Here is a 26,447-nt window from a genome sequence, read left to right as displayed (position 1 = left end):
CCATAAAAAAGCACATCACTACCAATATTAATGGTTCACTCGACCCTATTACATATTTACACAACTATATATAACCTTTCGGCTATATATAACCATTACAACACCTAATAAAATCTTATCTCGACCTTATATGATAAGTTGGAACCTCATTATGATCAACAAGATGACCATAATAAAGCTTTTCCTAACCATATAAAATCTACTAAATCTGAACAAAAGCAGTTCCAGGCTGCAACTATTCAGAATCACTTATAATGTTAGTATAAACTAGTTTCATAAGCATTGCCTTATCACTATGTTCCTTACGATATTAATATAACCTTTATACAGAATTTAATACGCGTATTTTAAAAATTTTTTAAATTTTTTAAAAAAGTATTTGTAAAAAATTCATAATTTCATTGAAGAATACTCTTCTAGCTTTCAAACCTATTATTAATATTCCACACTTGATTAAATTACCTTAATTTACAACCTTCTTTAGTTCTTGATAACTTCATATGTCTCTCCCACTTTTGTTTCAAAAGTAATGAGAGATTTTTCTTTATCGTAGCTTCCAACAGACTTGTTATTACACATTACTGATATATTATCATTTGAATATATCTTACATAGTTGACCAGCCTTTGAGAAAATAGTCGCTTTAACTAAATTACAATGACTCCACATAATATCAACTTCAAAACCGCCACGGGCACATAATCCTTTTACTTCTCCATGACTCCACGTTTTAGGTAGTGCTGGAAGAAACTTTATCCATCCTCCATGGCTTTGAATTAACATTTCTACTATACCTGAGCTTCCACCAAAATTTCCGTCAATTTGAAAAGGAGGATGATTGTCCAATAAATTTGGTAAAGTAGATTTTGTTAATAAAGCCTTTATATTTTTATATGCTAAATCGCCCTCCTCCAAACGTGCCCACATATTTATTATCCAAGCTCTACTCCATCCAGTATGACCGCCACCATAAGTTAATCTTCTTTCAATAGTTTTCTTTGCTGCAGCTGCAAGTTCTGGAGTCTGTTGTAAATTAATTTGATTTGATGGATGTAATGCAAAAAGCTGTGATATATGTCTATGCCCAGGCTCTAACTCATCGTAATCTTCAGCCCATTCTTGAATCTGCCCATATTTTCCTATAGTTGGTTTAGGCAATCTATCTCTTAATCCATATAATTTATCCCTAAACTCATAATCGCATTCTAAAATATTTGAAGCATTTATGCAATTAGAAAATAATGCAAATAAAATTTGACTATCCATAGAAGGACCTATACATATACATCCAGTTTGTCCGTTAGGTAAACTATAAGTGTTTTCAGGAGATACAGATGGACAAGTAACTAATTGTCCTTTTTCATTTTCTATTAGAAAGTCAACAAAAAACAAAGCTGATTCTTTCATGGTATCATATGCTTTTTCTAAAAAAGCATAATCTTTCGTAAACTCATAATGTTCCCATAGATGAAGACATAACCATGCAGCACCCATTGGCCACTGCGTTGCTGGCATCCATAAGTCTTGTGGAGCTGTATCTCCCCAAATATCAGTATTATGATGACATACAAAACCTCTACAATCATACATCTTCTTAGCAGTTATTCTTCCTGGAGCTCGCATTCTTTCTATATGATCAAAAAGTGGTGTATGGAGTTCAGAAAGATTACAAGTTTCTGCTGGCCAATAGTTCATTTCAGTATTTATATTAATTGTAAATCTTCCTCCCCAAGGTGCTATCATATCTTTATTCCATACTCCTTGAAGGTTGGCTGGCAAAGTTCCAGGCCTACTGCTACTTATCAGTAAATACCTTCCATATTGAAAGTATAGACTGATTAATCCCAAATCTTCCTTTCCGTCCTGCATCCTAATAAGCCTTTGATCTGTAGGCATTTTATCAACTTTTTCATCTTTATCTAATTTTAAAGTTACTCTATCAAACAAACACTTATAATCGGCAATATGATCATTCTTCAAATCACTATAAGTTTTTTTCATTGCCTTTTCTATGGTCTCACTGCACCACTTTACGGGTTCATCTTTATAATAATCAGTCCTAGCAGTCAGCAATATTGTAACTTCATCTGAATTTTCAACAACTATTTTATTTCCTATACTGTAGGTATTTCCTCCATCAGCTTCCACTTTAACCATGGAGCAAAATCTAATTCCTTCTTCGCTTCCACTCTTTCCTTTTAAAATTATTGTATCATCGGATACAGCATCTATATAATCAAAATATCTTTCTCTACTTAGATTCAAAGTAAAAGAAATATAACTTTTCTTACTTGAAGAGACTTTCATCACCATAACTTTGTCTACTGAGCTAATAAAAATCTCTCTCCTAAAATCAACGTCACCTTGCTTGTACTTAACTTCGGCAATGGCATTACTTATATCTAAAGATCTTTCATAATTAGTAACTTCATCTGTGTTTTCATTGAAAGTTAAAAATATATCACCTAAGGATTCATAGTGTCGGGAATCTTCTGGGGTTCCAGCCATTGCTAAAGAGGTCAATTTCTCTGCTTCTTTAATATTTCCTTCAAATAAAAGCTTTCTTATCTTAGGAAGATATTTAAGTGCATCTTTATTATTTCGATCTCTTGGTCCACCATCCCACACAGTTTCCTCATTAAGCTGAATCCTTTCAGACTTTATTCCTCCGAAAACCATAGCTCCTATGCTACCGTTTCCTATTGGTAGAGCTTCATTCCAATTGTCTAATTCAGCTGGCTTTGTATACCATAATTTCAATCTAGCCACCTCCTACTATTGTTTGTATCCAATATATTTTTTAAATGTTATATTTAAGAATGTTTTTAAAATTAAATGGTTATGCAGAAAATGACTAACCATTTAATTTTAACGCTATGCTTAAACAGTGATTTATTTCAAAGACTTATTGATAGTTTCAATCCATTTTCTTGCTATAAGTTCGTGTCCTGCAGCAGTTGGATGTACTCCATCCCAAATCCAATATTCTGGCTCATTCCTTTTACAGGCATTATTGAATTCATCTTGCAAAGGCACAAATATACAATTATATTCTTTTGCAATACTCATTGCTGCTATCTGCCGTTTTTTTATCTCTTCACACCAATAGTTCCAGTTATCTTTCACACCTTTAACTGGAAGAATGAACGGTTCGCAAATTACAATTACCACTTCCGGATTCTTTTCTCTTGTCTCATCGATAAGAAGTTTATATATCTTTTCATATTTTTCAGCTGAGATTCCTGCTTTAATATTTAATTCCCAAACTATATCATTTACTCCAACTAATATACTTAATATATCCGGATTCAGATTTAAAGTGTCTTCCTGCCATCTACCATATAAATCTATGATTCTGTTACCACTTACTCCTCTATTAAAAAACTCATAATTCTTTTCTGGCTCATCAGCTCCAAGTTTTGCAGCTATTATATATGCATACCCATGACCTAAGAAATGATTGGGATCATTATCACGAGTTCTATTACCATCAGTTATTGAATCACCTTGAAAAAGAACTTTACAATTGTTTTTAAAATTCATATATAACCTCCTAAAGAATTAAATTTATTCTTAGATCTTATCCTCTAATATAAGTAAATCCTTAGAATTTATTGTGACTGATTCACATTTCTTATCTCCAGTTAAAAGATCTACATATGCATTTTTATTTAGTTTAAGCTCTACGCTGTATTCATTATGATTTAGTATAAATATATATTTACGGTCATGCTTTACTCTTTCTGTTATTTCCACTCCCTCAATATTTTCAAAACTTGATGATATATTTTTCTCGTTACATACATGTCCTATAAAGTCTTTTATAAACAGTTCCTCTGGATCTGAAGCTATATAATATGCTTTTCCTTTTCCAAACTTATTTTCAGTTAACACAGGAGAATCCTTGTAGAAATCACTTCCATAAAGAGCTATTGCTTCAGCACCTTCAAGATGAAGAATGTCACATAGCATTCCACAGCTGTATTCATTACTTAAATTAATTGCTTTATTAACTACCTTTATACTGTTTTTCATATGAGGGAAAAGCGCATCTATTTCTTCTACCCAAATACCTAAAACCTTTCTGAGTTCACCAGGATATCCCCCTAAGGTAACTAAGTCATTTTCATTAACTATTCCACTAAAGAAAGTAGTTATAAAAGTTCCTCCATTTTCTACGAAATTTTCTATATTATCTGCAACACCTTTTTTAACCATATATAGTAGTGGAGCAATAACTACGTCATATTTAGAAAAATCCGCTTCTGATTTAACAAAATCTATAGCTATGTTTTTATCATGAAAAGCTTTGTAATATTTCTCAATCTGCTTTATATAGTTCAGCTCTATAGTTGGACCGCTTGAAAGCTCCACCGCCCACCAATTTTCCCAATCAAAGACTATTGCCACCTTTGCTTCTATTCTAGAATCAATTATTTTATCTTTAAGTGCATTAAGCTCCTCTCCAAGTTTAGTACATTCTCTAAATACTCTTGTATTTTCGTGGCCAACATGTTCAATAACTGCACCATGATACTTTTCACATGCTCCAATAGATCTTCTTAGTTGAAAAAACATAACTGTATCTGCTCCATGAGCAACAGCCTGATAACTCTGAAGTCTCATAACACCTGGGCGTTTTAAGCCATTGTAAGGCTGCCAGTTTTGTTGGCTTGGAGTCTGTTCCATAAGCATAAATGGCTTTCCATCCTTTAAACCTCTCATAAGATCATGCCTTAGCGCAGTAACATACATTGGATCTATTAGCTGAGGATAATTATCCCAAGATATCACATCCATTTTTTCTGCCCATTTGAAATAATCTAAAGGTTTAAAAGTTCCCATTAGATTTGTTGTGACATATAAATCTGGAGTAATTTCCTTAATAATCTTGTATTCCTCTAGATAACATTTAAAAATAGCTTCAGACATAAATCTATGATAATCTAGTGAAATCCCTTGAAAATTAGATCTATCCCTCCCATTATCTCTCCACATCTCACTTATTCCAGATGGCACAACTATCTCATCAAATTCATAAACAGTATGTCCCCAGAAACTCATATTCCAAGCTCTATTTAAATTCTCAATAGTTCCATATCTTTTCTTAAGCCAAATTCTAAATTGTTCCTCACAATGATCGCAATAGCAGTAATTTCCATACTCATTGCCAATATGCCATAATAATAAACTTGGATGATCTTTATATCTCTCAGCAAGTTTTCTAGTTAGTTTTGTAGACATATCCTTATATATCTCACTGGTTGGACAAAAGTTAACTCTTCCCCCGTGCTTTCTCTTCCTTCCATCAAAATCAACTGGCAGCATTTCTGGATACTTTTTAGACATCCATGCAGGTTGTGCAGCTGTAGAAGTCGCTAGACACACATATAAGCCATTTTCAGCAAGCTTATCCATAATCTTATCTAACCACTGAAAATCATATACTTCTTCTGAAGGCTGTAGCTTTGCCCAGCTAAACACTGGTAAAGTAACTACATTAATATCAGCTTTTTTAAATAATCTTATATCCTCTTCAAGAACCTCTTCTGGCCATTGGTCAGGATTGTAATCTCCACCATAAAACATAAATGGCAATTTTTCATTTATCATAAATTCTCTCCTATCAAATTTAAAAATAAGGCCTGTTAAAGTACCGTGTTGAAATTAAACACAGTTCAAAATAAAAGCATACTCAAAATTTTCACTTTATCTTTTGAGCATGCTTTCTCACAAAAAATTAATTTAATGCAAATTTACATCTTATAAATTCACAATAAAATCTATACAGTAAATATCCTCTCTAGCTTTATATCACTTGAAGAACTTCCCACAAGGATTTTAAATTCTCCAGCTTCACATACCCATTTATTTTCTTTATCATTATAGAATGATAAGTCTTCTTTATTAAGGCTTAATTTAACTAGTTTCGTTTCACCAATTTCTAAGAACACTTTCTCGAAAGCTTTTAATTCTTTCTTAGGTCTTATTAACGACGATTCCAGATCAGATACATAAACTTGTGCTATCTCAGCTCCTGAAGTTCCTCCAGTATTTGTTATATTAAAACTTAATTCGATATTGATTTCTTCTGAGTTATCAACTATTAGCGTCAAATCACTGTATTGAAACTTAGTATAGGATAATCCATGCCCGAACTCAAACCTTGGTTCAATACCCCTTGAATCAAAATACCTATAGCCAACAAATATACTTTCCTTGTATTCTACAGTTTCTACCCCTGGAAAATCACCAATACAATGTGCAGGTGAATCAGATAGTGCTTTAGGAAAAGTTACTGGAAGTTTTCCAGAAGGATTTACATCACCGAATAAAACTTCAGCCAGTGCATATCCACCTTCCATTCCAGCGTAGAAAGAATGTACTACTGCTTTAGCTTCATCAATCCACTGTTCCATAAATACTGGTGAACCACTTATGTTTACAACTATAGCATTTGGCTTAACTTCTAATACTGCTTTAACTAATTCATCTTGATTATATGGAAGATTTAAATCCTCTCTATCTTTTCCTTCAACATCAAAGTCATGATCTAAACCAACAACTATAATCACTTCATCAGAATTTTCAGCTAACTTTACTGCTTCATTTAATAAATCTGATTTTAAAGATTCATCTTTTGAGTATCCCTTTGCATATTGCACCTTTGTATTACCGCCAACTCTCATCTTAATCCCCATGAGTGGTGTATATTCATACAATGCTTTTATCTCAGCACTTCCTCCACCATTTGAATGTTGTTTATCAGCATTTTCTCCTATAACTGCTAGAGACTTTACTTTATCATCCTTAAGCGGCAATACATTATCATGATTTTTCAATAAAACTATTGATTCTCTTGCTACATTCAAAGCAGCTTCTCTATGTTCAAGAGCATTGTATTTCCCTCTTACTCTCTTTTCAGAAAATACATTTAACTTAAACATTAACTTCAATATTCTTTCTACTTTTTCATCTATAAACTTTTCATCAATCAATCCAGCTTTTACTTTTTCAATCAATGGATCTGCTAAGAAGTATTCATTGAAATTATCTGTTACGCTCATTTCTATATCTATTCCATATTTTGCAGCAGTTTCAGTATTATGAACAGCTCCCCAGTCAGATATAACTACGCCATCATAACCCCATTGTTTTCTTAGAATGTCATTAATAAGATAATCACTTTCACAACAGTATTCTCCTCTGATTTTGTTGTAAGCACCCATTATTGTATATGAGTTTCCCTCTTTAACAGCAGCTTTAAAACCAGGAAGATATATTTCATGAAGCGCTCTATCATCCATTTCTACATTTATATTAAGTCTCTCATACTCTTGATTATTAGCTGCAAAATGCTTTACACATGCAGCTGTATCCTTTGTCTGAACACCTTTTATGAAAGGTACTGCCATCTTTGAAATTAAATGTGGGTCTTCACTCATATATTCAAAGTTTCTACCGCAAAGAGGTGTTCTTATTATATTTATTCCAGGACCTAATATTACATCTTTTCCTCTTGCTCTTGCTTCTGCTCCTATTGAAGTTCCAAACTCATATGCTTTATCTGGATTCCAAGTAGATGCTAACGCCATGTTTGATGGAAAATATGTTGAGTAATCATAGGTATTTCCGATATCTTCCCATTTATCATTTTTATAGTCTTTTCTAACTCCCATTGGTCCATCAGACATAGTTAAAGCAGGAATGCCTAATCTTTTAACAGCCTCTGTTCTAAAAAGACCATTGCCATGAATCATTGATACCTTTTCTTCTAAGGTCATCTCTTCAATAATTTCTTTTATTTTTTTATTTACTGACTGATTTAATTCGTTCATTCTCACTATCCCCCACAAACCAAACTTATACTAGTTTACTTATTTCATAAACTATAATCTTATTGTAAGTTTGTTTATATCTTTATTTATTAAAACTCGTACACCTAAATTGCTCTTATCAATTGAAGCCTCTTCTGCTTCATTAATCCTATTTATTCCTCTTAGAAGAATGCTAAAAGGCTTATGTTCTCCTTCTATTTCGATACTGATAATATCCTTTTCTCGTTTAGCTGTTACTGAGAATACCGGTTGACTTTCTAAATTAAGTAGCTTAGTTGTTGCTGTTTTTCCATCTTTAAGGTTAAATAAGTGTAACGTAACATCATCAGCATATTCGTAATCTGGCTTACTTGTATTACTTCCTACTGGAATCAAACTATTTTCTTTAGCCATTAAAGGTATACTTAAATAATCATGTTTTTCACTTCTCCACACTCCACCTTCAACAACTTCGTTTGTTATGAAGTTAGTCCAAGTTCCTTTAGGAAGATAGTACGAAACTGTTCCATCTTCACTAAACACTGGAGCAACTAAAAGTGAATCACCAAGCATGTACTGTCTATCTAAATAATGAGTTGCCGGATCGTCTTGATATTCAAGAACCATTGCTCTCATCATAGGAACACCCGTATATGAAGTATTGTTTGCTTGAGTGAAAATATAAGGCATTAAGCTACATTTTAGTTTGCTGAAAAACCTAACTACATCACAAGATTCTTCATCATAAACCCAAGGTACTCTATAGGAATGACTGCCATGTAAACGGCTGTGAGTAGAAAGAAGACCAAATGCCGCCCATCTCTTGTACACATCTGCTGTAGAAGTGCTTTCAAATCCTCCAATATCATGACTCCAGAAACCAAACCCTGATAAGGTTAGCGATAAACCACCTCTTAAGCTTTCTGCCATAGATTCATAGTCAGAAGAACAATCTCCGCCCCAATGAACTGGGAACTTTTGTCCTCCTACTGTAGCTGACCTTGCAAACAAAGTTGCCTTTCCTTTTCCGAAATTCTTTTCTAAGAGTTCGAAAACTACCTTATTATATAAATAAGTATAGTAGTTATGCATCTTTTTAGGATCAGAACCGTCATAATAAACTACATCCGTTGGAATTCTTTCTCCAAAATCAGTCTTAAAGCTATCTACTCCCATATCTACAAGAGCTTGCAGTTTACTTTGGAACCACTCACATGCTTTAGGGTTAGTGAAATCAACTATTCCCATAGCTGGCTGCCACATATCCCATTGCCATACATCTCCATTTGCTCTTTTTATTAAATATCCATTTTCCATTGCCTCTTCAAAAAGCTCTGAAGCCTGTGCTATATATGGGTTAATCCACACGCATATTTTTAAACCCTTATCTTTTAATCGCTTAAGCATATTTACTGGATCTGGAAACACTCTAGTATCCCATTTAAAATCACACCAATTAAATTCCTTCATCCAGAAACAATCAAAATGGAACACATGAAGAGGAATATCTCGTTCCTTCATTCCATCAACAAAACTAGTTACAGTAGCTTCATCATAGTTTGTTGTAAAGGAAGTTGTAAGCCATAATCCAAAAGACCAAGCTGGTGGCAATGCTGGCTTTCCTGTAAGAGTAGTATAGTTTTCAAGAACCTTTTTCATAGATGGTCCATTTACTATAAAATACTCTAAGTATTCACCTTCAACGCTAAATTGTACCCTTGTTACCTTCTCAGAGCCAACCTCAAAGGATACATTTTCAGGGTGGTTTACTAATACTCCATAGCCCTTATTAGTCATATAAAAAGGTATATTCTTATAGGATTGTTCTGTGCTAGTTCCTCCATCTTTGTTCCATATATCTACCACCTGTCCATTTTTTACAAATGGCGTAAATCTTTCTCCTAATCCGTATACAAGCTCTCCTACTGAAAGGCTAAGCTGCTCTCTCATAAATACTCCCTCATCGTTAGTTTTAACATAAGCCATATCTCTAAAGCCTGTACCAGTTAACTTCTCATCTTTGTTAAAAAAGTTCATCTGCCACCCAGAAGTCTTATCTATACTTACGCTTAAGTCTCCCGATTTAAGTTTTACTACTTGATCATCCTCACTAATCTTCACTATATTACCTTGATCTTGTATCTCAAATTCAAGAGCTTTTTTATTAATACCCATATAATGATATAGTTGAACTCTTATAACATCTTCCATTGGTGAAGATAATTTTACAGTAATAACAGGTCCTCCTAAAGTATCACCTCTATGATTAATCTTATTACATGGTGCATATACAATTACTGAATCATCTTTCACTTTAATATCATAAGCCTCAGCAGGACTGTAGGTTGTTACACCATCTCTATTAAGCCAGCAACCATTACTAAATTTCATATAATTACACCTCACTAATTCAGTCTTGCGTAATTGATATCCCACTCTTCTCATCTAAAAACCATACAAAAAGTTGTTTTAACTATTACTGGTATCTTGATTGGAAGTGGCATATCTACACATAAAAATATTTTTTAACTTGAAAATATTTTCTAATTTAATGTAAATGTTTTCCTAGTATTATTATAAATTACTATGTTTTATGCTGTATATAATAAAAATCAACTATTATCTTAAAAATCAACTTAGTTTCTAAACTAATGAAATAGCAACTGAAGAGACCTTCTTTTATGAGCTTTTTTTGCGCATCTACCTTTCCTCAACAGCAAAAAGAGCCTGATATATTATCAGACCCTCTTCTATAGAAACTACTTTAAAGTTTTTCTTGCAGCAAATATTCTTTCTGCTTGTTTTTGATCAAACTTAACAACATCATCATAACCTAAGCCCTTAGACTTCTCGATCATATCTTTTTGTATTGATTGGAATTCAGCATCACTCTTTGCAAATATCATTTTCCAAGAATCTTGCTTTATAACTGTAGCAATTTGACCTAATTTTTGTTGAGTAGCTGTATCCATAGCATCACTACTAATATTAGTTACTGGATTAACAACAATCTTATTATTTTTAATAAAGTAATCTTTATCATTGTTAGCATTCATAGCTGCTCTCCAGTTTTTATCAAGAGTTGATACATTATCGTTAGTTGTTGATGACCATAATTGCCAGTTATAAGGTTCCTTAGTTTCAGGATTTATAGAGTTTGCATTTACTGTTACGAAGTTAAGAGCATTTACACCATCTTTATATGCTCCACCACCATATTGATCAGAAATAACATCTGAACTTGTAGAAGGAACAACTTTCTTACCAAAATCAGTTAATACTGGCTTGCCATCCTTTAGGTCCCAAGTTAAACCCTTAGGTCCATTAGTACTTGTCATAATACCTTCTGGTGAGTATAACCAATCTATAAACTTCATTATCTTTTCTGGATTTTTAGCTTTAGAACCTATTGCTATTACTTGACTATTACCATAATTAGCAAAACCATTTGAATAATCCTTTTCATCTGTAAATGGTACAAGCTTAAAGCCTTGTCCTTTATTTACTCTTTCTTGAGTATTATATCCAGTGCTGTAGAATGGGAACCATGAGAATAATACTTGACCATCCTTCATTTTGTTAGCAGCATCATCATACTTTTGGGAAATTGAGTCTGGATCTACTAAGCCCATCTTATTAGCATTATAATAAAGCTTTAAAGATCTTAGATAGTAACCGTTTGGATCTAATATATCTTGATACTTTTCTTCGTTACCATGAACTAGTAAAAATCCTAATTCATCATAGCCTTGCATACATGCGAACTGCTTTGCTATCATCATCATATTTCCATCCCAATCACTCCACATTGAAAATGCATATGTTGGTTTTCCTGAATCACTCTTTGGAGTTGCTTCTTGCATCTTTTTAAGTACTGGTAGGTAATCTTCCATTGTGTTTATTGTTGGCTTACCTAATTTTTCATACAAGTCCCAACGTAGATGAGGTCCATAAGCCAATTCAGTTCCTTCTGAAGGAGTGGTAGCTGGCATTGTAGAAACTGAGCTTCCAAGGCCATACACAGCTTTTCCATCACCAAAATTTGTCTTATTCTTTTCAATAGCCTTTTGGAATTCTTTAATATGAGTTCCATACTTATCCAAAAGACCATCCTTAGTCCAGTCTAATAAAAGACCTGCTTTTATCGCATCTCTATACTTTTGATCGTCAGCACCGAATACTACTATGTCTCCTAAGTTACCTGAAGCCATCATTGTGGCAAATTTACTATCTCCACCTTGAAGGTTTGAAGAAATAATATTCATATCTAAACCAAACTTATCTTTTACAACCTTCCCAAACCATCCACTTTGCTCACCAGCAAAGTTTGCACTCATAGAGAAAACATCAATTTTTTCTAGATCACTGTTACTGGCATCTTTTTTAGTATCACTTGAACATCCAACCATACCAAAAGACATAGTTGTGATTGCTGTAGCTAAAGCTACTGCTTTTCCAATATTTTTGCTTAAACCTCTCTTCATTACTAATCCCCCTTAAATTTGTTTCTATTTATTTTAATATCCATATTGCTGCTCATGTTAATGACATTCTTTAAGCTTCCATAATCATAAATACTTATAAGCAGCACTTAGAATAATAAAAACTTAATATTAACCCTTTACAGCACCAATCATTACACCTTTTACAAAGTGTCTTTGGAAATATGGATATACAAATAATATTGGTATAACAACAATCATTGAAACTGTCATTCTTACAGATGTGGCAGTTTGCATATTAGCTATATTTGCAGCTGCTATTCCACTTTGACTATTCTTTATAAGTGCTGCTAGTGAAGAAGCCTCATTTAAATATTTATAAAGAACAAATTGCAAAGTAAATAATTTTGAATCAGTTACAAGAAAAAGTGTATCTGTAAAAGAATTCCACTGACCAACTGCAGAGAATATTGTTATAGTTGCAAGAATTGGTTTTATTAGAGGCATTACTATCTTAAAAAAAATAGTATAAAGTCCTGCTCCATCTATTTCTGCTGCTTCTTGAAGAGATTCTGGTATTCCTTCAATAAAAGTCTTTACAAGTATAATATTGAATGGTGATATAATGCTTGGCAAAACGTAAGCCAAGAAATTATTTGTAAGTTTTAGATTCATCATTGTTATATACCAAGGCATAATTCCAGCATTAAAATACATTGTTATTATTACAAACCTATACCAGAACTTCCTACCCCACATTTCTTTTTTCGTAAATAAAAAACCTAAAAATGCAGATGCAAATACTGTAAGTGCTGTTCCTATTACAGTTCTGCTTAGTGTAATAAAAGCAGCTTGCCCAAGGCCTCTAATCTTTAGAACTTGTAGATAATTTGTAAAATGTATTCCTTTAGGGATAAAGTTTATGAGCCCTTTACTACTCAAATCATTATTGCTTATTGTGTTTATAAATAAATAATAGAATGGAAATATGCATATTAAGGTAAATGCTATAAAAAATATATAAATCAATATATTAACTATTGTATCAGATAAATTCTTTGAATGGGTTCTCATTGTTTTACCACGCTCCTTATCTATATTGCTATTAAATTATTGTTTCTCCTCTAAATAACTTAGACATGCTATTTGCTACGAATAATAAGAACACGCTTATTATAGACTTTAACATACTTATTGCAGTTGAGAATGAGAAGTTTGCACCTACCATTCCTATGTTGTAAACGTAAAGATCTAACACTTCAATATGTTCTTTATTTATTGCATTCTGAAATACAAAGTATTGATCCATACCATTATTTATAAAGTTTGCTATAGATAGTAGCAGTAGAACAAAGTATGTTGGCATAATTCCAGGAACTGTTATATGCCATATCAATTTAAATCTTCCGCATCCATCAACCTTTGCTGCATCATATAACTCTTGATCTATACCAGTTATTGCTGCTAGGTACATAATGGCTCCCCATCCAAGTCCTTTCCATATACTCCAAAGTGTCATATTTAACCATGTGTGATTATCAGAAGCCAAGAAATTTATTGGAGTCTTGATAATATGAAGATTCATAAGTAAGTGATTTATTAGCCCGTTATCCACTGAAAATAATGTAAAAGCTACTGAGTAAACTAAAACCCAACTTATAAAATTTGGTATTGTGGTTAAAACTTGTACAGTTTTTTTGAATCTTTCCTTCCTTATCTCTGTAAGTAATATTGCAAAAATAACAGGAAATACAGAAGTTACAATGTTAATGCTGCTTATTGCAATTGTATTTTTCATAACTCTTAAAACTTCTTTAGTCTGTACAGGATTTGCAAAGATTGATTTAAACCATCTAAGCCCAACAAACTCTGACTTACTTAATGGTATTCCAGGCCTATAATCATAAAAAGAATACAACCAGCCATGAAGCGGTAAATACGAAAACAAAAATGTTAAGATTAAGAATGGCAATGCTATAAGAAACAGTTTATACTTATTAGGAATTGAAAACTTCTTTTGATTTGATGTTTTATGAGCTTTTTTAACCGTTATCATCTTTTTTTATCCCCTTAAATTAGTAATATATGTTTGCTAATGTTTCTGCTTAAACTACTGTTACTTTAAGACGTTTACTAAGCTTTTTTTATATCTAGGGCCGATAATTATATTAAAAGCTACTCTAGAAAAGGATTACATTTACATTAATTAGACTTTTATGTTTCAGTTATTTGCTATATTTATATCTTAAAACTTATGGTATATACTGTATATATAAAAAAACAACACTCCTTTTGATAATCAACACTCTTTATAAAGTTGGTTAATTATAAAGTAAAAAAGCTTGCTGAAGAAATCTTCTTCAGCAAGCTTTTTTGCGCATCTGCCTTTCCGAATGCATATGAGGAAAATTTGGCAGGCGAATAAGTCTAAATTTTTTACTGTCTGGTCATCAAAAACTCCTAGAATTTTTTAATTCTCTAGATTTAGCTAAATTTAAAATATTATACTTTACTAAACAGTAAAAAGGTATCAGGAATTTTTAATAACCTGATACCTTTTAAAAATCTTATATTATCCTCTTATGACCCTTTCATGAAACTCTCCTGGAGCTATACCAAATGTATTTTTAAACACCATACAAAAATATGACGTATTTGGGATTCCAACTTCTTGAGCAACACTAGAGACTTTTTTATTAGCCTTACTTAAAAGTTCTTTAGCCTTTTCCATTCTATATTCGCATAGATAAACATTAAAGGTTTTTCCGGTAACCTTCTTAAATATATTCCCTAAATAGTTAGGAGATAAATAAACTTCTGCGGCAATTGTTTTAAGACTAATGCATTCCATATATTTTTTATCAATCAGCTTTATAACCTTTTTTACAATACTTTCATCCTTGCTTCCTCTTTTTTCATTTAGAAATGCAAGTACGCTTCCAAAAAACGTATAAAAATATTCTTTTATAGCATTTATATTACTTAAGTTCATAAAAGCTTTAATACTATCATTGTAGTCTTGCATAAATTCTTCAGTTCTTTTATTTATATTATAAACAAAAAGAGACACCTCATTTATTATATTGTAAAGATAGTTATTAAGTAAGTCTCTATCGGTGCATTTAGTATTATTTATATAATCAAACATGTCAGTAATAAGCTGATATACTTTATCTTCCTCAGAAGAACTCAATGCACTAACCAAATTTTTTGAAAAGTAATTCCCTTTTACTACAAATTCGCATAACCTGTCCTCAAACTTTTTTGAATTAACTTCCACACCTTCATAATAGGTCAATCCTTGTATTGACCAAAATTCACCAAACTCAATTGCTTCGCAAGCTGAGTTATAGGATAAATGTATATCATCAATTGTCTCAACCTTCTTGCCAATTCCAATCTGAAGTGTTACATTGTTCTCTCTTTTTATTCTTGCAAGATACTTGTTTGAAATATAATATAGCAAAGTATCAAAATCTTCTTCAGAATTTAGTGAAACACAGGCTACTAGTTGATTTCTAACACTGTCCTTGTATAAAAAAGATTTTTCAACATTAAAATAATCTTTATCCTTTAATTCATCAATATTATTATTGATTATATCAAATAAATCATGTTCATCTATAATTACTGAATCATTTAACTTAGATTGCCTTATAATCATTACTAATATGTTATCTTCTTTTATAAGATTTATATGAAAATACTTTAAATATTCATATAGTTCTTCTTCCTTTACTCTTCCCTCGAAAAGATCCGCTATAAATTGTGTCCTAGCAACACTATAGCTTTCTTCTATCTGAAGCTTATTTTTGCTTTCTTCTAAAGCTATTTCATAAGCTTTTATGCATTCATTTGTAGCCCCTTTTATCACTTCTACCATCTCTTTTTCTTCCACAGGCTTTAACAAATATGCATAAGCTTGAAACCTTATAGCTTCCTTAGCGAATTTAAAATCATTATATCCAGACAATATTATGATTTTTACTTCTGGCAGAAATTCTTTAATCTTTTTTGACATCTCTAATCCTGCCATACCTGACATCTTTATATCTGTTATAATTAAATCTGGTCTCATCTTTCTAGCTAATTCTATACCTTCTAACCCATCACATGCTGTCTCTACTACCTCTATTCCAAAGCTACTCCAATCCAAAAATTCAAGAAGACCTTCTCTTTCTAATCTCTCATCCTCAACGATTAACATTCTTAACATAAGATCCTCCTCCTAAAGTGATTTCTGGTTATATCATGAATTAAAATTATGCTGTAGATATACCAGTTCCCAAAATCTTTGATAGATTTCAATAAGAAGCAGTACGTCGATAGAAAGCAAAGTATCTAAATCAAAATCACCACTTCAGTTCCAATGCCTTCTCTACTATAAATAGAAAAAACATCTTTTCTACCTGAATAAGCTTCCAGTCTTTGAATTATATTTTTCACTGCATATCCACTGCCTTTAGCGCTTTCTACATCACCATTTAACACCTTAATCAATTTGCCTTGAGCAATTCCTACACCATCATCTATTATCTTTATGCTTAAAAAATTTTCAAAGGAACTAATTTTTATTACAATAGTTCCATGAGAGCTCTTTGGTTCAATCCCATGACTTAATGCATTTTCTACTATAGGCTGTAGGATGTTTTTTATGATTTTCTTAGAATACGAGGCTTCGTCAATTTTATATATTACATCAAACTTGTCTTCAAATCTTATCTTCTGTATATGAAGATAAGCCTTCACCATTTCTACTTCTTCTGCTACGGTAATTTCCCTATTTCCCTTACTTAAAACTAATCTATAAAATTTAGCTAAAGAATTTGAAATAGTTTCTATTTGAGATGACTTTACTTTTCTGGCAGCCCACGTTATTGTAGCAAGCGTATTGTACAAAAAGTGAGGATTTATTTGAGCTTCTAACGCTTTAAGCTCGGCCTCTTTTTCCATAAGCTCTATTTTATAAACTGTCTCTACTAATTCATGTATTCTTGAAGTCATATGATTAAACGTAGTTCCAAGTTCGCCAAATTCATCTGTAGAATCTACCTTCACAGAAACATTAAGATTCCCATCTCTTACTTGCTTCATCGCCTTAACCATGTCTTTAATCCTTGACAACAATGCAGTTGTAGTAAAAAATATGATTATCCCCAAAAAGATGGAAGAACCTAATAACACAAGTTCAATATTTCTAAATGAACTTTTTATCTCATTATTGAAGTTTTCAGCCGGGAAAATTCCAAGTATATTACAATTGATTTCACTTATGGGGATTGAAATAAAAATATATTTCTTATTGAATATCTCACCAACCTCACTAATTCTTTTATTTGGTGTAAAATCAAAGAAATTACTCTTTATCACATCTTGCTTGAATAAACTTGGAATATTGTTAGATACTACCATGCTATTATCATCTGCAACAAATATCTTACCAAGCTTTGTTACAATCGGATCCCGAAGCATATCGAAGAGAACAGTCTCTTTAACTTCAATTTCAAGAGTACCTGTTTCCCTAAAGGTATTACTTGAAATTATTTTCTTTGAGTAGGTTAATACTTGTTCACCTGTACCAGTACTATCCTTAAGAGCGCGCGTCTTTGCTTCATGGGTACTAGTCCATCCATTATCCAAAGGTTTCTTTTGATTCAATGCCAAGAACTTGCTCAAGTCTGAATCTTTATTTACGCTGTAATAACTATCTGCCATTTCGGTTACTATATTATCCGACATATATATTTTAATGGAATTTATATATCTATTTTGTTTTAATATGTTTTCAACAATTGGTGATATATTAAACTGATAATCTTGTATTTGATATACAGAATTTTCATATTTATAATCTAAAAAATCTTGTATTCTTTTATCTAAAACTAGTATGTCTGCAGCACTTTCTATAGAGTTTCTTTTTTGTAGAATACTCTCTTTGGTTTGCAACAGATTTTGTTCCATAACCAGCTGTCCTTGCTTAACTGTTGAGTTTGATGTTTGCTCATACATATAAAGTCCGAAAATTACTATCTGAATAAGTAATATAAAAAAATAAACTAAAGCAAACTTAAATCTCACACTTAAATTATTAAAAAAGTCTATGATCTTTTTCACACCTATACACCTTCTATGCATCTAATCCATTAGTATCTTCTGGTTGCAACCTAGCTTCTATCTCAATTAAGGTATTTGTATGAAATAGCATTATTATATAACATAAAATGCTAGCTGAAAAAAGTAAAATAATAGACCCGCCTTTAAGTGAGATTGTCCATAGTAAATATAAAATTGCTAATGCAGCCGCTGCTACATGTATTCTTCTAAAGAAATAAAAGATGGCTAACTTCACTATTTGCATCTTTTTCAAATAAAACCTAGAAACTATAGGCAAAATATAAAAATTAATAATTGCAAAGAAAATAATAGCTAGCACTAATATAACCATCTGAAGAATTGCGATTGAAGATGTAGCCGCAAAATAAACTCTGTCAAAATATAATACCCCGAGGATTACCACTTCAAAAAAGCCAAAAATTATTGACTCAACAAAATTTGTTTTGTAAGCTTTAAAAAATTCCTTTGTCATGTTTATGTCCTTTTCTCTAATAAGCTTCCCCATTGAACTTAAAAGTGCTGTTAATGCTGGAGCCATTGGTAAAAGAGTTATTATGAACAATAATGTATTATCACTGCCTACAGTAGATACTATCCCTAGAACAACTAACAACATTGGCAAATTCAAAAGCCAGAAATAGAAGTTCCCAACTAAAAACCACCATATATAATTTGTTGCTATAAATATTGGTCCTTCTCCAAATTCCTTTTTTACTTTCATAAATGCCTCCACTATAATATTCTTTCATTTATAAAAAATAGTTTTTCAATTGGTAAGATCGACGCTCCTATTATGGATGAATTCTCCTTAAATTTAGAAGTAAGTAGCTTTAAATCATCTTCACTAAAGAAATTGATATCCTTAAAAATTCTATCTTTTAAAGGAGGGATAAGAAACTTTTCATAATTACTTATGTCTCCTCCTACTACAATATAATGGGGATCCATTATTAGAATTATATTTTGAATTCCAACAGATAAGTAATCTAAATATTCTTCCCAGATTGCAGAAGCTTTTAAATCTTTTCCATCAAGTAAATTAAAGAATTGGTCGAAAGACCTTACAGGATTCTTTTCTTCTATATTATATTTTTTTAAAATCATTTCTGATGAAGTATAAACTTCCCAGCATCCTTTTTTTCCACAAGTACAAGGAATACCATTTTTTTCTACAGTCATATGACCAAATTCACCAGCTCTTTTGTTCTTTCCTTTATAAAGGTATCCACTTACAACAATTCCGGTACCCACACCTTCTCTGACTGATATGTAGACTAAATTTCTCATATCTTTTGCTATTCCGAGTCTTAGCTCAGCCACTGCAGCAGAATTAGCTTCATTTTCTACATATACCTTAATATTAAGTTTTTCTTCTACGTAATGAAAATCCATATTCTTAACAAAAAGATTTGGAGCAAGCTCTAGCAAAAGTTTTTCTTCATTCACTGTACCTGGAAGTGAAAATCCTATTCCAAGCACATTCGCTTCTTTTATATTCCTTTTTAAAATTATAACTTTAATTATTTTGCAAATTTCATCAAAAATATTTTTTACATTACCTTCATTCAGCTTAAATGAATCATTAAACATTATGCTTTCATCTTCCAAAATAGCAGCATCAAGATTAATTAAAATTATTCTTATGTATTTAGAATTTATCTCTACTCCAAAAGAATATCTGGAATTTGGCATAAATCTTACTATTATTGGTTTTCTTCCACCGCTTGATTCTGCAACTCCACATTCCTCAACTAATCCATCTTCAATAAGTTCGTTTGTAATGTTAATTACAGTTGGTATACTAAGCCCTGTTTCTTTTGATATTTCCTGCTTTGTAAGTTCCCTTTTATCAAACAATAAGTTCAATATAAGCTTTATATTTGAACTCCTTATTGTGTCTTTATCTACATTTTTAAATTTCATCATTATCCTATCATTCCTTTGTACATTTAATTTACTTACATCTAAAAGTTCAAATTTTACGTTATCTTAATAATTTTCTTAATTATACCAAATACAACGTTTTCACTTCAACTGGCATGATTACTAATAATTCACTTCTATTTCTAAAGGGATGCTTAAATATACCATATAATAGCTTTTATATGCTTCTGCATTTCAGCTTCTAATCATATCCCAATTTAATGCAAATATTATTAAAGATGAAACGTTCTAATCCAAAACCTATTTTCAAAATTCAGAGGATATTTTAAAAATATAAATTTAATTATGAATGGATTCATCTATATACAGTATGTACCACTCCGATCTTCAATCTAATTTTTAAACTCTCACTGCTTATAGTGATTAAATTTAAAAATATAAAATTAAATACGAAGTGGTACATCTTTTTAATTAATTCAGTTTAAGATACACTCTTACTTAAATATAAATCTTATTTTTATTTAAGAAATCTATTTATCTTCAAATATATATTGATTAACAATAGACTCCAACATCTCTTGTCTTCCAGACTTATTGGAAATTCTACTGTTTTCTAAAGCGTACTTTTCCAACTCTTTGAAGCCTACATTTCCTTCAACTATTTCTTTTCCGATTCCACCTTCAAAACTTGAATATTTCTCTTTTATATTGTTTTCTAGAACTCCATCAGTTAGCAGTTTATGAGCTACTCTTAACCCTTTCGCAAAAGTATCCATTCCAGCAATATAAGCTAAAAATAAATCTTCTGGTTCAAATGAAGCTCTTCTTACCTTTGCATCAAAATTCAAACCACCAGGTGCAATACCGTTATTCTTAAGTATTTCATACATAGCAAGAGTTGTATCATATACATTAGTTGGGAACTGGTCAGTATCCCATCCCAAATTAGGATCTCCTTGATTTGCATCTACGCTTCCAAGAACATTATTTATTCTAGCTACATGTAGCTCATGCTGGAAAGTGTGACCTGCTAAGGTTGCATGATTTGCTTCAATATTTATCTTAAAATGCTTGTCTAATTTATATTTTCTTAAGAATGCTAATACTGTAGCTGTGTCAAAATCATATTGGTGTTTTGTTGGTTCCATTGGCTTTGGTTCTATTAAAAACTGTCCAGTGAATCCTATTTCTTTAGCATAGTCAACAGCCATTTGAAGAAGTCTAGCAAAGTTATCAAGTTCTAATTCCATGTTTGTATTTAGAAGAGTTTCATAACCTTCTCTTCCACCCCAGAACACATAATTTTCTCCGCCTAATTCTTTTGTTACTTCAATAGCCTTTTTAATTTGAGCTGCTGTATATGCAAAAACATCAGCATTGCATGAAGTACCTGCTCCATGTACATATCTTGGATTAGAGAAACAATTTGCAGTTCCCCATAACAATTTTTTATCATATTTTTTCATTAATTCTTTGCAATATGCTACCAACTTGTCTAAGTTTTCGTTAGTCTCAGCTAGGCTATTTCCTTCTGGTGCAATATCTCTATCATGGAAACAGAAATAATCAATGTTTAGCTTATCCATTAATTCAAATGCAGCTTCCATTCTTGCTTTAGCAAGTTCCATAGAATCGTTTACATTATCCCAAGGACGAAGCATTGTCCCAACCCCAAAAGGATCAGTTCCATTTGCAGTTAAAGTATGCCAATAAGATACTGCAAATCTTAAATGTTCTTTCATCTTTTTATTTCCAACTACTTCTTCAGGATTGTAATATTTAAATGAATATGGATTGGTTGATTTTGGCCCCTCATATACTACCTTAGATATGTTTGAAAAATACTCTTTCATTCTCGTACCCTCTCATTCCCATTTTATTTATTAATTGTATTGACCATCCTTGACTAAAGTATATCATTGGAAAAAAACTTTTTCAAGTTATTTTATAAAGTAGCTTTAATAAGTTTTTTCTGTTTTTCGATATAAATTTTACTATTTTTTTTAACTGTTATATAATAAAATTATACTATTTGACAAAATAGCAGCTTATTAATGAATTGAGCTTTTAAAATTTTAATAGGTTTTAAACTTGAATTGTGTATTTAAAATTAAAACTCATATGGAGGTAAACTTATGATAATTAATCCTTACCTGTCTACTGGGATATGGCTTAAGGGAAATTTACATACCCATACTGAAAATAGTAAATGTGGTCACTACTCTTTAGAGACAGTAATAGATATGTACAAATCTTATAAAATGAAATATGATTTTTTAGCCATTACGGATCACTGTATGCTCACAAAACTTAATGAAAGTTACGAAGATATAGTTATTTTCCCTGGAACTGAATATAAATATAGAGATTATCAAACTCTTGGTATAAACATTAAAGATTACTGTGACGATGAACGTAATTATGATAATCATCAACAACTTTTTAATAAAGTAAATGATGAAGGCGGATTAAATATAATATGCCATCCTCATGTTTATGAAGATAATTACTGGCCACTAGAAGAATTACTACAGTTAAATGGGTATACTGGGTTAGAAATTTATAATAACAATGTTAAATTCGATAACAAAGGAAGAGCTTTAGCTACTGATTTATGGGACAATCTTTTGTCGAATGGTAAAAAAGTATTTGGATTCGCGAACGATGATATGCACGTATTCCAGCGCTGTGGTTGTGCTTTTAATATGGCATTATGTGAAGAGAAAAGTTCTGTATCAATACTTGAATCTTTGAGAAAAGGAAGTTTCTATAGTTCCACTGGTATCTTACTAAATAAAATTGAAGCTATTGATAATAGACTATATCTGGAGCTTAAACATCACAATATTCCAGTATCTTTTAAATTTATAGGTTATAAAGGCAAAGTTTTAAAAGAAAGCTACGGTCATGAAGCCGAATATACAGTATTAGGAAATGAGAAATATGTAAGAATTGAAATGAACAGAGAAGATGGTTGCATGGCATGGACTCAGCCATTTTGGATTGAATAACAAAATCATAAATAATAGAGACTATAAAATATCCTTAAGTATCCTTTTTCAATAAATATTGCTAAAATCCCCTTAAAGTACATACTTTAAGGGGATTTCCGCTGTCTATTTAGCTAGTGTAATATTTTCTGCTTGTGGACCTTTTGGACCTTGAGCAACATCAAAAGATACTTTTTGGCCTTCTTCAAGAGATTTATAGCCTTCAGCATTTATTTGTGAAAAGTGTGCAAATACATCTTTTCCATCATCTCCTGTGATGAATCCAAATCCTTTTTCTGGATTAAACCATTTAACTGTACCATTCATAATTTTGAACCTCCGAAATTTTATTTTTTTAAACTCTCTGGAACATTTCACTAATAAAATTCCGATGTAACCAGCCATTCCTTATGGATGATAATTTGCATTTTAATCCATTATTTTCTTGCTATGTACTAGGTTACCTTGATTTCTAATTAGTTTTCAGAAGAGTTCATTTGGTAATTTGTGTATAAATCTTCTAAAGTTATAGTTTCGTAACTTAAATATTTTAAAACTACAAAGAATAAAACTTATAAGAAGATGCTACATTACATTGATTATTATGCCTCAATATGTAGAAGAATTATACATTAAATCTTAACAAATTAATATTTAGTGTATAATTTTTTAAGTTCTTCTGCTTTCTTTATTAGAATTTTAAACCAAAAAGTAAACTCTTCAGGCTTTTCATCAATCCAGTTAAGCAACTCCGATACTGAAATCCATCTGACCTCGTGAACTTCATCTATATTAAAAGATTCAACATCTTTATCATATCTACCAATAAAAACATGATCAATTTCATTTTCCCAAAGTTCATTTTCAAATTGGCATTTATAATGAAAAATAAATTCTTCTTCAAGTATAGCATCATTAATTCCCAGTTCTTCATACAGTCTTCTAATCGCAGCTTCTTTAATTGTTTCATTCTCTCTCTGATGACTGCAACATGCATTAGTCCACTCTCCTGGCGAGTGATATTTTGAAAAACTCCTTCTCTGCAATAGCATTTCATTTTTCGAATTAAAAAGTACTACTGAAAAAGCTCTATGCAATATACCTTCCTTATGTACCGACATTTTTTCTTTATATCCTATAATCTCATCATTGTCATTCACAACTGCAATATTTTCTAATATGTGTCTCACCTCCATTTTAATTTTAAATATTTAATACTTTACTGACATTTATTATCTATTAATTATAGAATAGTAGCTATACCTCAATCAAGATATTTAGATTACATAAAAACTTATAGTTGATAATCTTACCGACATTATTATTTAATATAAGTATCTATTAGTCTTATTACATAGAACTGGATTATTTATTCCTCTGAACTGATAAACTACTTCAATCATTAAATTTCGATAATTCTACGAATCTTTATTTGGATAAATTCTAATATGAAGTATTTTATTTATATAATTTCCCTTTTAAAAACAATATATATCTTCATATAAATGAAAATAAGCAGCTGATACTACAGTATCAGCTGCTCAAAAACTATTTTAATTTTCCGCCTTCAATTACAAGGTTATCAGGACTTACTGAGTCACCGTATACTGGCTTTAAGGTATCTTCGTATGCTTTGTGAATAAAGTTTTCTTTTCCTATATTTTCAAGTTCAGTGTTGATCCAATCTAAAAGCTCTTTGTTACCCTTCTTTACAGCTGGAGCTATTGTATCTTGGCTTCCTAGTGTTGGAACTCCAACAGTGAATCCTTTGTTGCTCTTAGCCCAAGCAAGAACTTCTGTGTTATCATGAGCTAGTGCAGCACCACGACCATCCTTTAAAGCTTCAAAAGTTTCTGTATTTTGGTCATACTTTAATAATTCTATATCTGGATAGTTCTTCATGAAGTAAGCTTCTGCAGTTGTTCCCTTGTTAACTATAAGCTTCTTACCTTTTAATTGGTCAACTGAAGTTATAAGAGCTCCATCAGGAGAAACTATTCCAAGAGAAACCTTCATATATGGATTAGCAAAATCAACCTTTTGCTTTCTTTCATCTGTAACTGTGAAGTTAGCCATTGTTATATCAACTTTATTTGATTCTAAAACTGATACTCTTGCTGCTGCTTCTACTAATACAAATTCTACTTTTGACTCATCCCCTAAAAGATCCTTTGCAAATCTCTTAGCTATTTCAACGTCAAAACCTTGGTTCTTACCGTTTGAATCTACATATCCGAAAGGTGGTTTATCACTAAATACACCAACTCTAATCTTTCCACGTTTTTTGATATCTTCTAATGAACTTGTAGCTGCTGATGATTTTGACTTATCATCTGATGTAGTAGACTTGCTGCATCCAACAAAGCTACCCACTAGTAAAGTACCAACTATAACTGCTGCTAAAACCTTTTTAATGTTTTTCATTATAAATCTTCCCCCCAATTTTAGTATTCAAATATATTTAGAAAGTGCTGAGCACGTTCTGTCTTAGGATTTTTAAAAAACTCCTCAGGAGTTGCAACTTCACATATGTTTCCTGAATCAAGGAAAACTATCTTATCTGCAACAGCTTGAGCAAAATTCATTTCATGAGTTACTATTGCCATTGTCATCCCTTGCTTTGCAAGTTCTAACATAACATCTAATACTTCTCTTACCATCTCCGGATCAAGTGATGCAGTTACTTCATCAAATAGCATTACTTCCGGGTTCATGCATAAAGCTCTTACTATGGCTATTCTTTGCTTTTGTCCACCTGAAAGCTGACGTGGATATGAATCCATTCTATCAAGAAGTCCTACTCTATCCAAAAGTTGCTTTGCTTGCTCCAATACTTCATTTCTATCTCTTTTCTGAACCTTAGTTGGCCCTAAAAGAATATTTTCAATAACTGTCATATGTGGAAACAACTCATAATTCTGAAATACCATTCCTATCTTCTGACGTACCTCTTGCCAGTTTACATTCTTATCAGTTAATGACTTTCCAGATAGTTTTATATCCCCTCCTTGAATTGGTTCAAGACCATTTAAACATCTTAGAAGGGTACTTTTTCCACATCCAGAAGGTCCTAGTATTACAAGAACCTCACCTTTGTGTATTTCCAAGTCTATATTATTTAAAACTTTCTTACTTTCATATTCTTTGTGTAAGCCTTTTATCTCAAGCAACACTTCATTATTTACTTTATCTATGATAAC

General features: G+C 31.6%; 18 protein-coding genes. 1 reads left to right on the top strand and 17 read right to left on the bottom strand.

Going from position 1 to position 26,447, the window contains the following annotated elements:
- Nucleotides 1-480 precede the first annotated feature (480 nt).
- The 13 genes from bsdtw1_RS08650 to xylA all read right to left on the bottom strand — a co-directional run bounded on the left by bsdtw1_RS08650 (nucleotide 481) and on the right by xylA (nucleotide 22,110).
- A complete protein-coding gene (locus bsdtw1_RS08650; RefSeq protein WP_183277179.1) occupies nucleotides 481-2,769 on the bottom strand; it encodes a glycoside hydrolase family 95 protein in 2,289 nt (762 codons plus the stop codon).
- Between the two features lie 123 nt (nucleotides 2,770-2,892).
- Nucleotides 2,893-3,543: an SGNH/GDSL hydrolase family protein gene (locus bsdtw1_RS08645; RefSeq protein WP_183277178.1), complete on the bottom strand. Its 651-nt coding sequence runs from the start codon at nucleotides 3,541-3,543 to the stop codon at nucleotides 2,893-2,895.
- Between the two features lie 30 nt (nucleotides 3,544-3,573).
- Nucleotides 3,574-5,613, bottom strand: a complete 2,040-nt coding sequence (locus tag bsdtw1_RS08640; protein WP_183277177.1) for a beta-galactosidase — start codon at nucleotides 5,611-5,613, stop codon at nucleotides 3,574-3,576.
- Nucleotides 5,614-5,783: 170 nt separating this feature from the next.
- Complete coding sequence (locus tag bsdtw1_RS08635; protein WP_183277176.1) at nucleotides 5,784-7,838, bottom strand: beta-glucosidase family protein; 2,055 nt, start codon at nucleotides 7,836-7,838, stop codon at nucleotides 5,784-5,786.
- A 51-nt stretch (nucleotides 7,839-7,889) separates the two neighbouring features.
- Nucleotides 7,890-10,208, bottom strand: coding sequence for an alpha-xylosidase (gene yicI, locus bsdtw1_RS08630; protein WP_183277175.1), 2,319 nt, complete (start codon nucleotides 10,206-10,208; stop codon nucleotides 7,890-7,892).
- Nucleotides 10,209-10,576: 368 nt separating this feature from the next.
- Nucleotides 10,577-12,301, bottom strand: a complete 1,725-nt coding sequence (locus bsdtw1_RS08625; protein WP_183277174.1) for an extracellular solute-binding protein — start codon at nucleotides 12,299-12,301, stop codon at nucleotides 10,577-10,579.
- A gap of 129 nt (nucleotides 12,302-12,430) precedes the next feature.
- Entirely contained in the window at nucleotides 12,431-13,333 is a 903-nt protein-coding gene (locus bsdtw1_RS08620; protein WP_183277173.1) for a carbohydrate ABC transporter permease, read from the bottom strand.
- 31 nt (nucleotides 13,334-13,364) lie between these two features.
- Nucleotides 13,365-14,315 carry an ABC transporter permease gene (locus bsdtw1_RS08615; RefSeq protein ID WP_183277172.1) on the bottom strand — a complete coding sequence of 317 codons (951 nt, stop codon included), beginning with the start codon at nucleotides 14,313-14,315 and terminating at the stop codon, nucleotides 13,365-13,367.
- A gap of 516 nt (nucleotides 14,316-14,831) precedes the next feature.
- A complete protein-coding gene (locus bsdtw1_RS08610; RefSeq protein ID WP_183277171.1) occupies nucleotides 14,832-16,475 on the bottom strand; it encodes a response regulator in 1,644 nt (547 codons plus the stop codon).
- Between the two features lie 125 nt (nucleotides 16,476-16,600).
- A complete protein-coding gene (locus bsdtw1_RS08605; RefSeq protein WP_183277170.1) occupies nucleotides 16,601-18,373 on the bottom strand; it encodes a sensor histidine kinase in 1,773 nt (590 codons plus the stop codon).
- A gap of 13 nt (nucleotides 18,374-18,386) precedes the next feature.
- A complete protein-coding gene (locus bsdtw1_RS08600; RefSeq protein WP_183277169.1) occupies nucleotides 18,387-19,094 on the bottom strand; it encodes a DUF624 domain-containing protein in 708 nt (235 codons plus the stop codon).
- Between the two features lie 11 nt (nucleotides 19,095-19,105).
- Nucleotides 19,106-20,299, bottom strand: a complete 1,194-nt coding sequence (locus bsdtw1_RS08595) for an ROK family transcriptional regulator (RefSeq protein ID WP_244638134.1) — start codon at nucleotides 20,297-20,299, stop codon at nucleotides 19,106-19,108.
- Nucleotides 20,300-20,787: 488 nt separating this feature from the next.
- Nucleotides 20,788-22,110 (bottom strand): xylose isomerase, encoded by a 1,323-nt coding sequence (gene xylA / locus bsdtw1_RS08590; RefSeq protein WP_183277168.1) that lies wholly within the window; start codon nucleotides 22,108-22,110, stop codon nucleotides 20,788-20,790.
- A 282-nt stretch (nucleotides 22,111-22,392) separates the two neighbouring features.
- Here xylA and bsdtw1_RS08585 point away from each other — a divergent pair, with 282 nt between their 5' ends.
- A complete protein-coding gene (locus bsdtw1_RS08585; RefSeq protein ID WP_183277167.1) occupies nucleotides 22,393-23,268 on the top strand; it encodes a CehA/McbA family metallohydrolase domain-containing protein in 876 nt (291 codons plus the stop codon).
- Nucleotides 23,269-23,373: 105 nt separating this feature from the next.
- Here the strand turns inward: bsdtw1_RS08585 and bsdtw1_RS08580 are convergent, their stop codons facing one another.
- From bsdtw1_RS08580 to bsdtw1_RS08565, 4 genes are all read right to left on the bottom strand, one after another.
- The gene (locus bsdtw1_RS08580; RefSeq protein ID WP_183277166.1) at nucleotides 23,374-23,574 is read right to left on the bottom strand and encodes a cold-shock protein; all 201 of its coding nucleotides are present in this window, start codon (nucleotides 23,572-23,574) and stop codon (nucleotides 23,374-23,376) included.
- A gap of 320 nt (nucleotides 23,575-23,894) precedes the next feature.
- Complete coding sequence (gene idi / locus bsdtw1_RS08575) at nucleotides 23,895-24,443, bottom strand: isopentenyl-diphosphate Delta-isomerase (RefSeq protein ID WP_205245274.1); 549 nt, start codon at nucleotides 24,441-24,443, stop codon at nucleotides 23,895-23,897.
- 352 nt (nucleotides 24,444-24,795) lie between these two features.
- Nucleotides 24,796-25,671: a cysteine ABC transporter substrate-binding protein gene (locus tag bsdtw1_RS08570; protein ID WP_183277165.1), complete on the bottom strand. Its 876-nt coding sequence runs from the start codon at nucleotides 25,669-25,671 to the stop codon at nucleotides 24,796-24,798.
- 20 nt (nucleotides 25,672-25,691) lie between these two features.
- A complete protein-coding gene (locus tag bsdtw1_RS08565) occupies nucleotides 25,692-26,441 on the bottom strand; it encodes an amino acid ABC transporter ATP-binding protein (protein ID WP_280514164.1) in 750 nt (249 codons plus the stop codon).
- Nucleotides 26,442-26,447: the final 6 nt, after the last annotated feature.

The organism is Clostridium fungisolvens, from assembly GCF_014193895.1.
GTDB lineage: Bacteria > Bacillota > Clostridia > Clostridiales > Clostridiaceae > Clostridium_AR > Clostridium_AR fungisolvens.
This window is presented reverse-complemented; position numbering and strand designations above follow the sequence as displayed.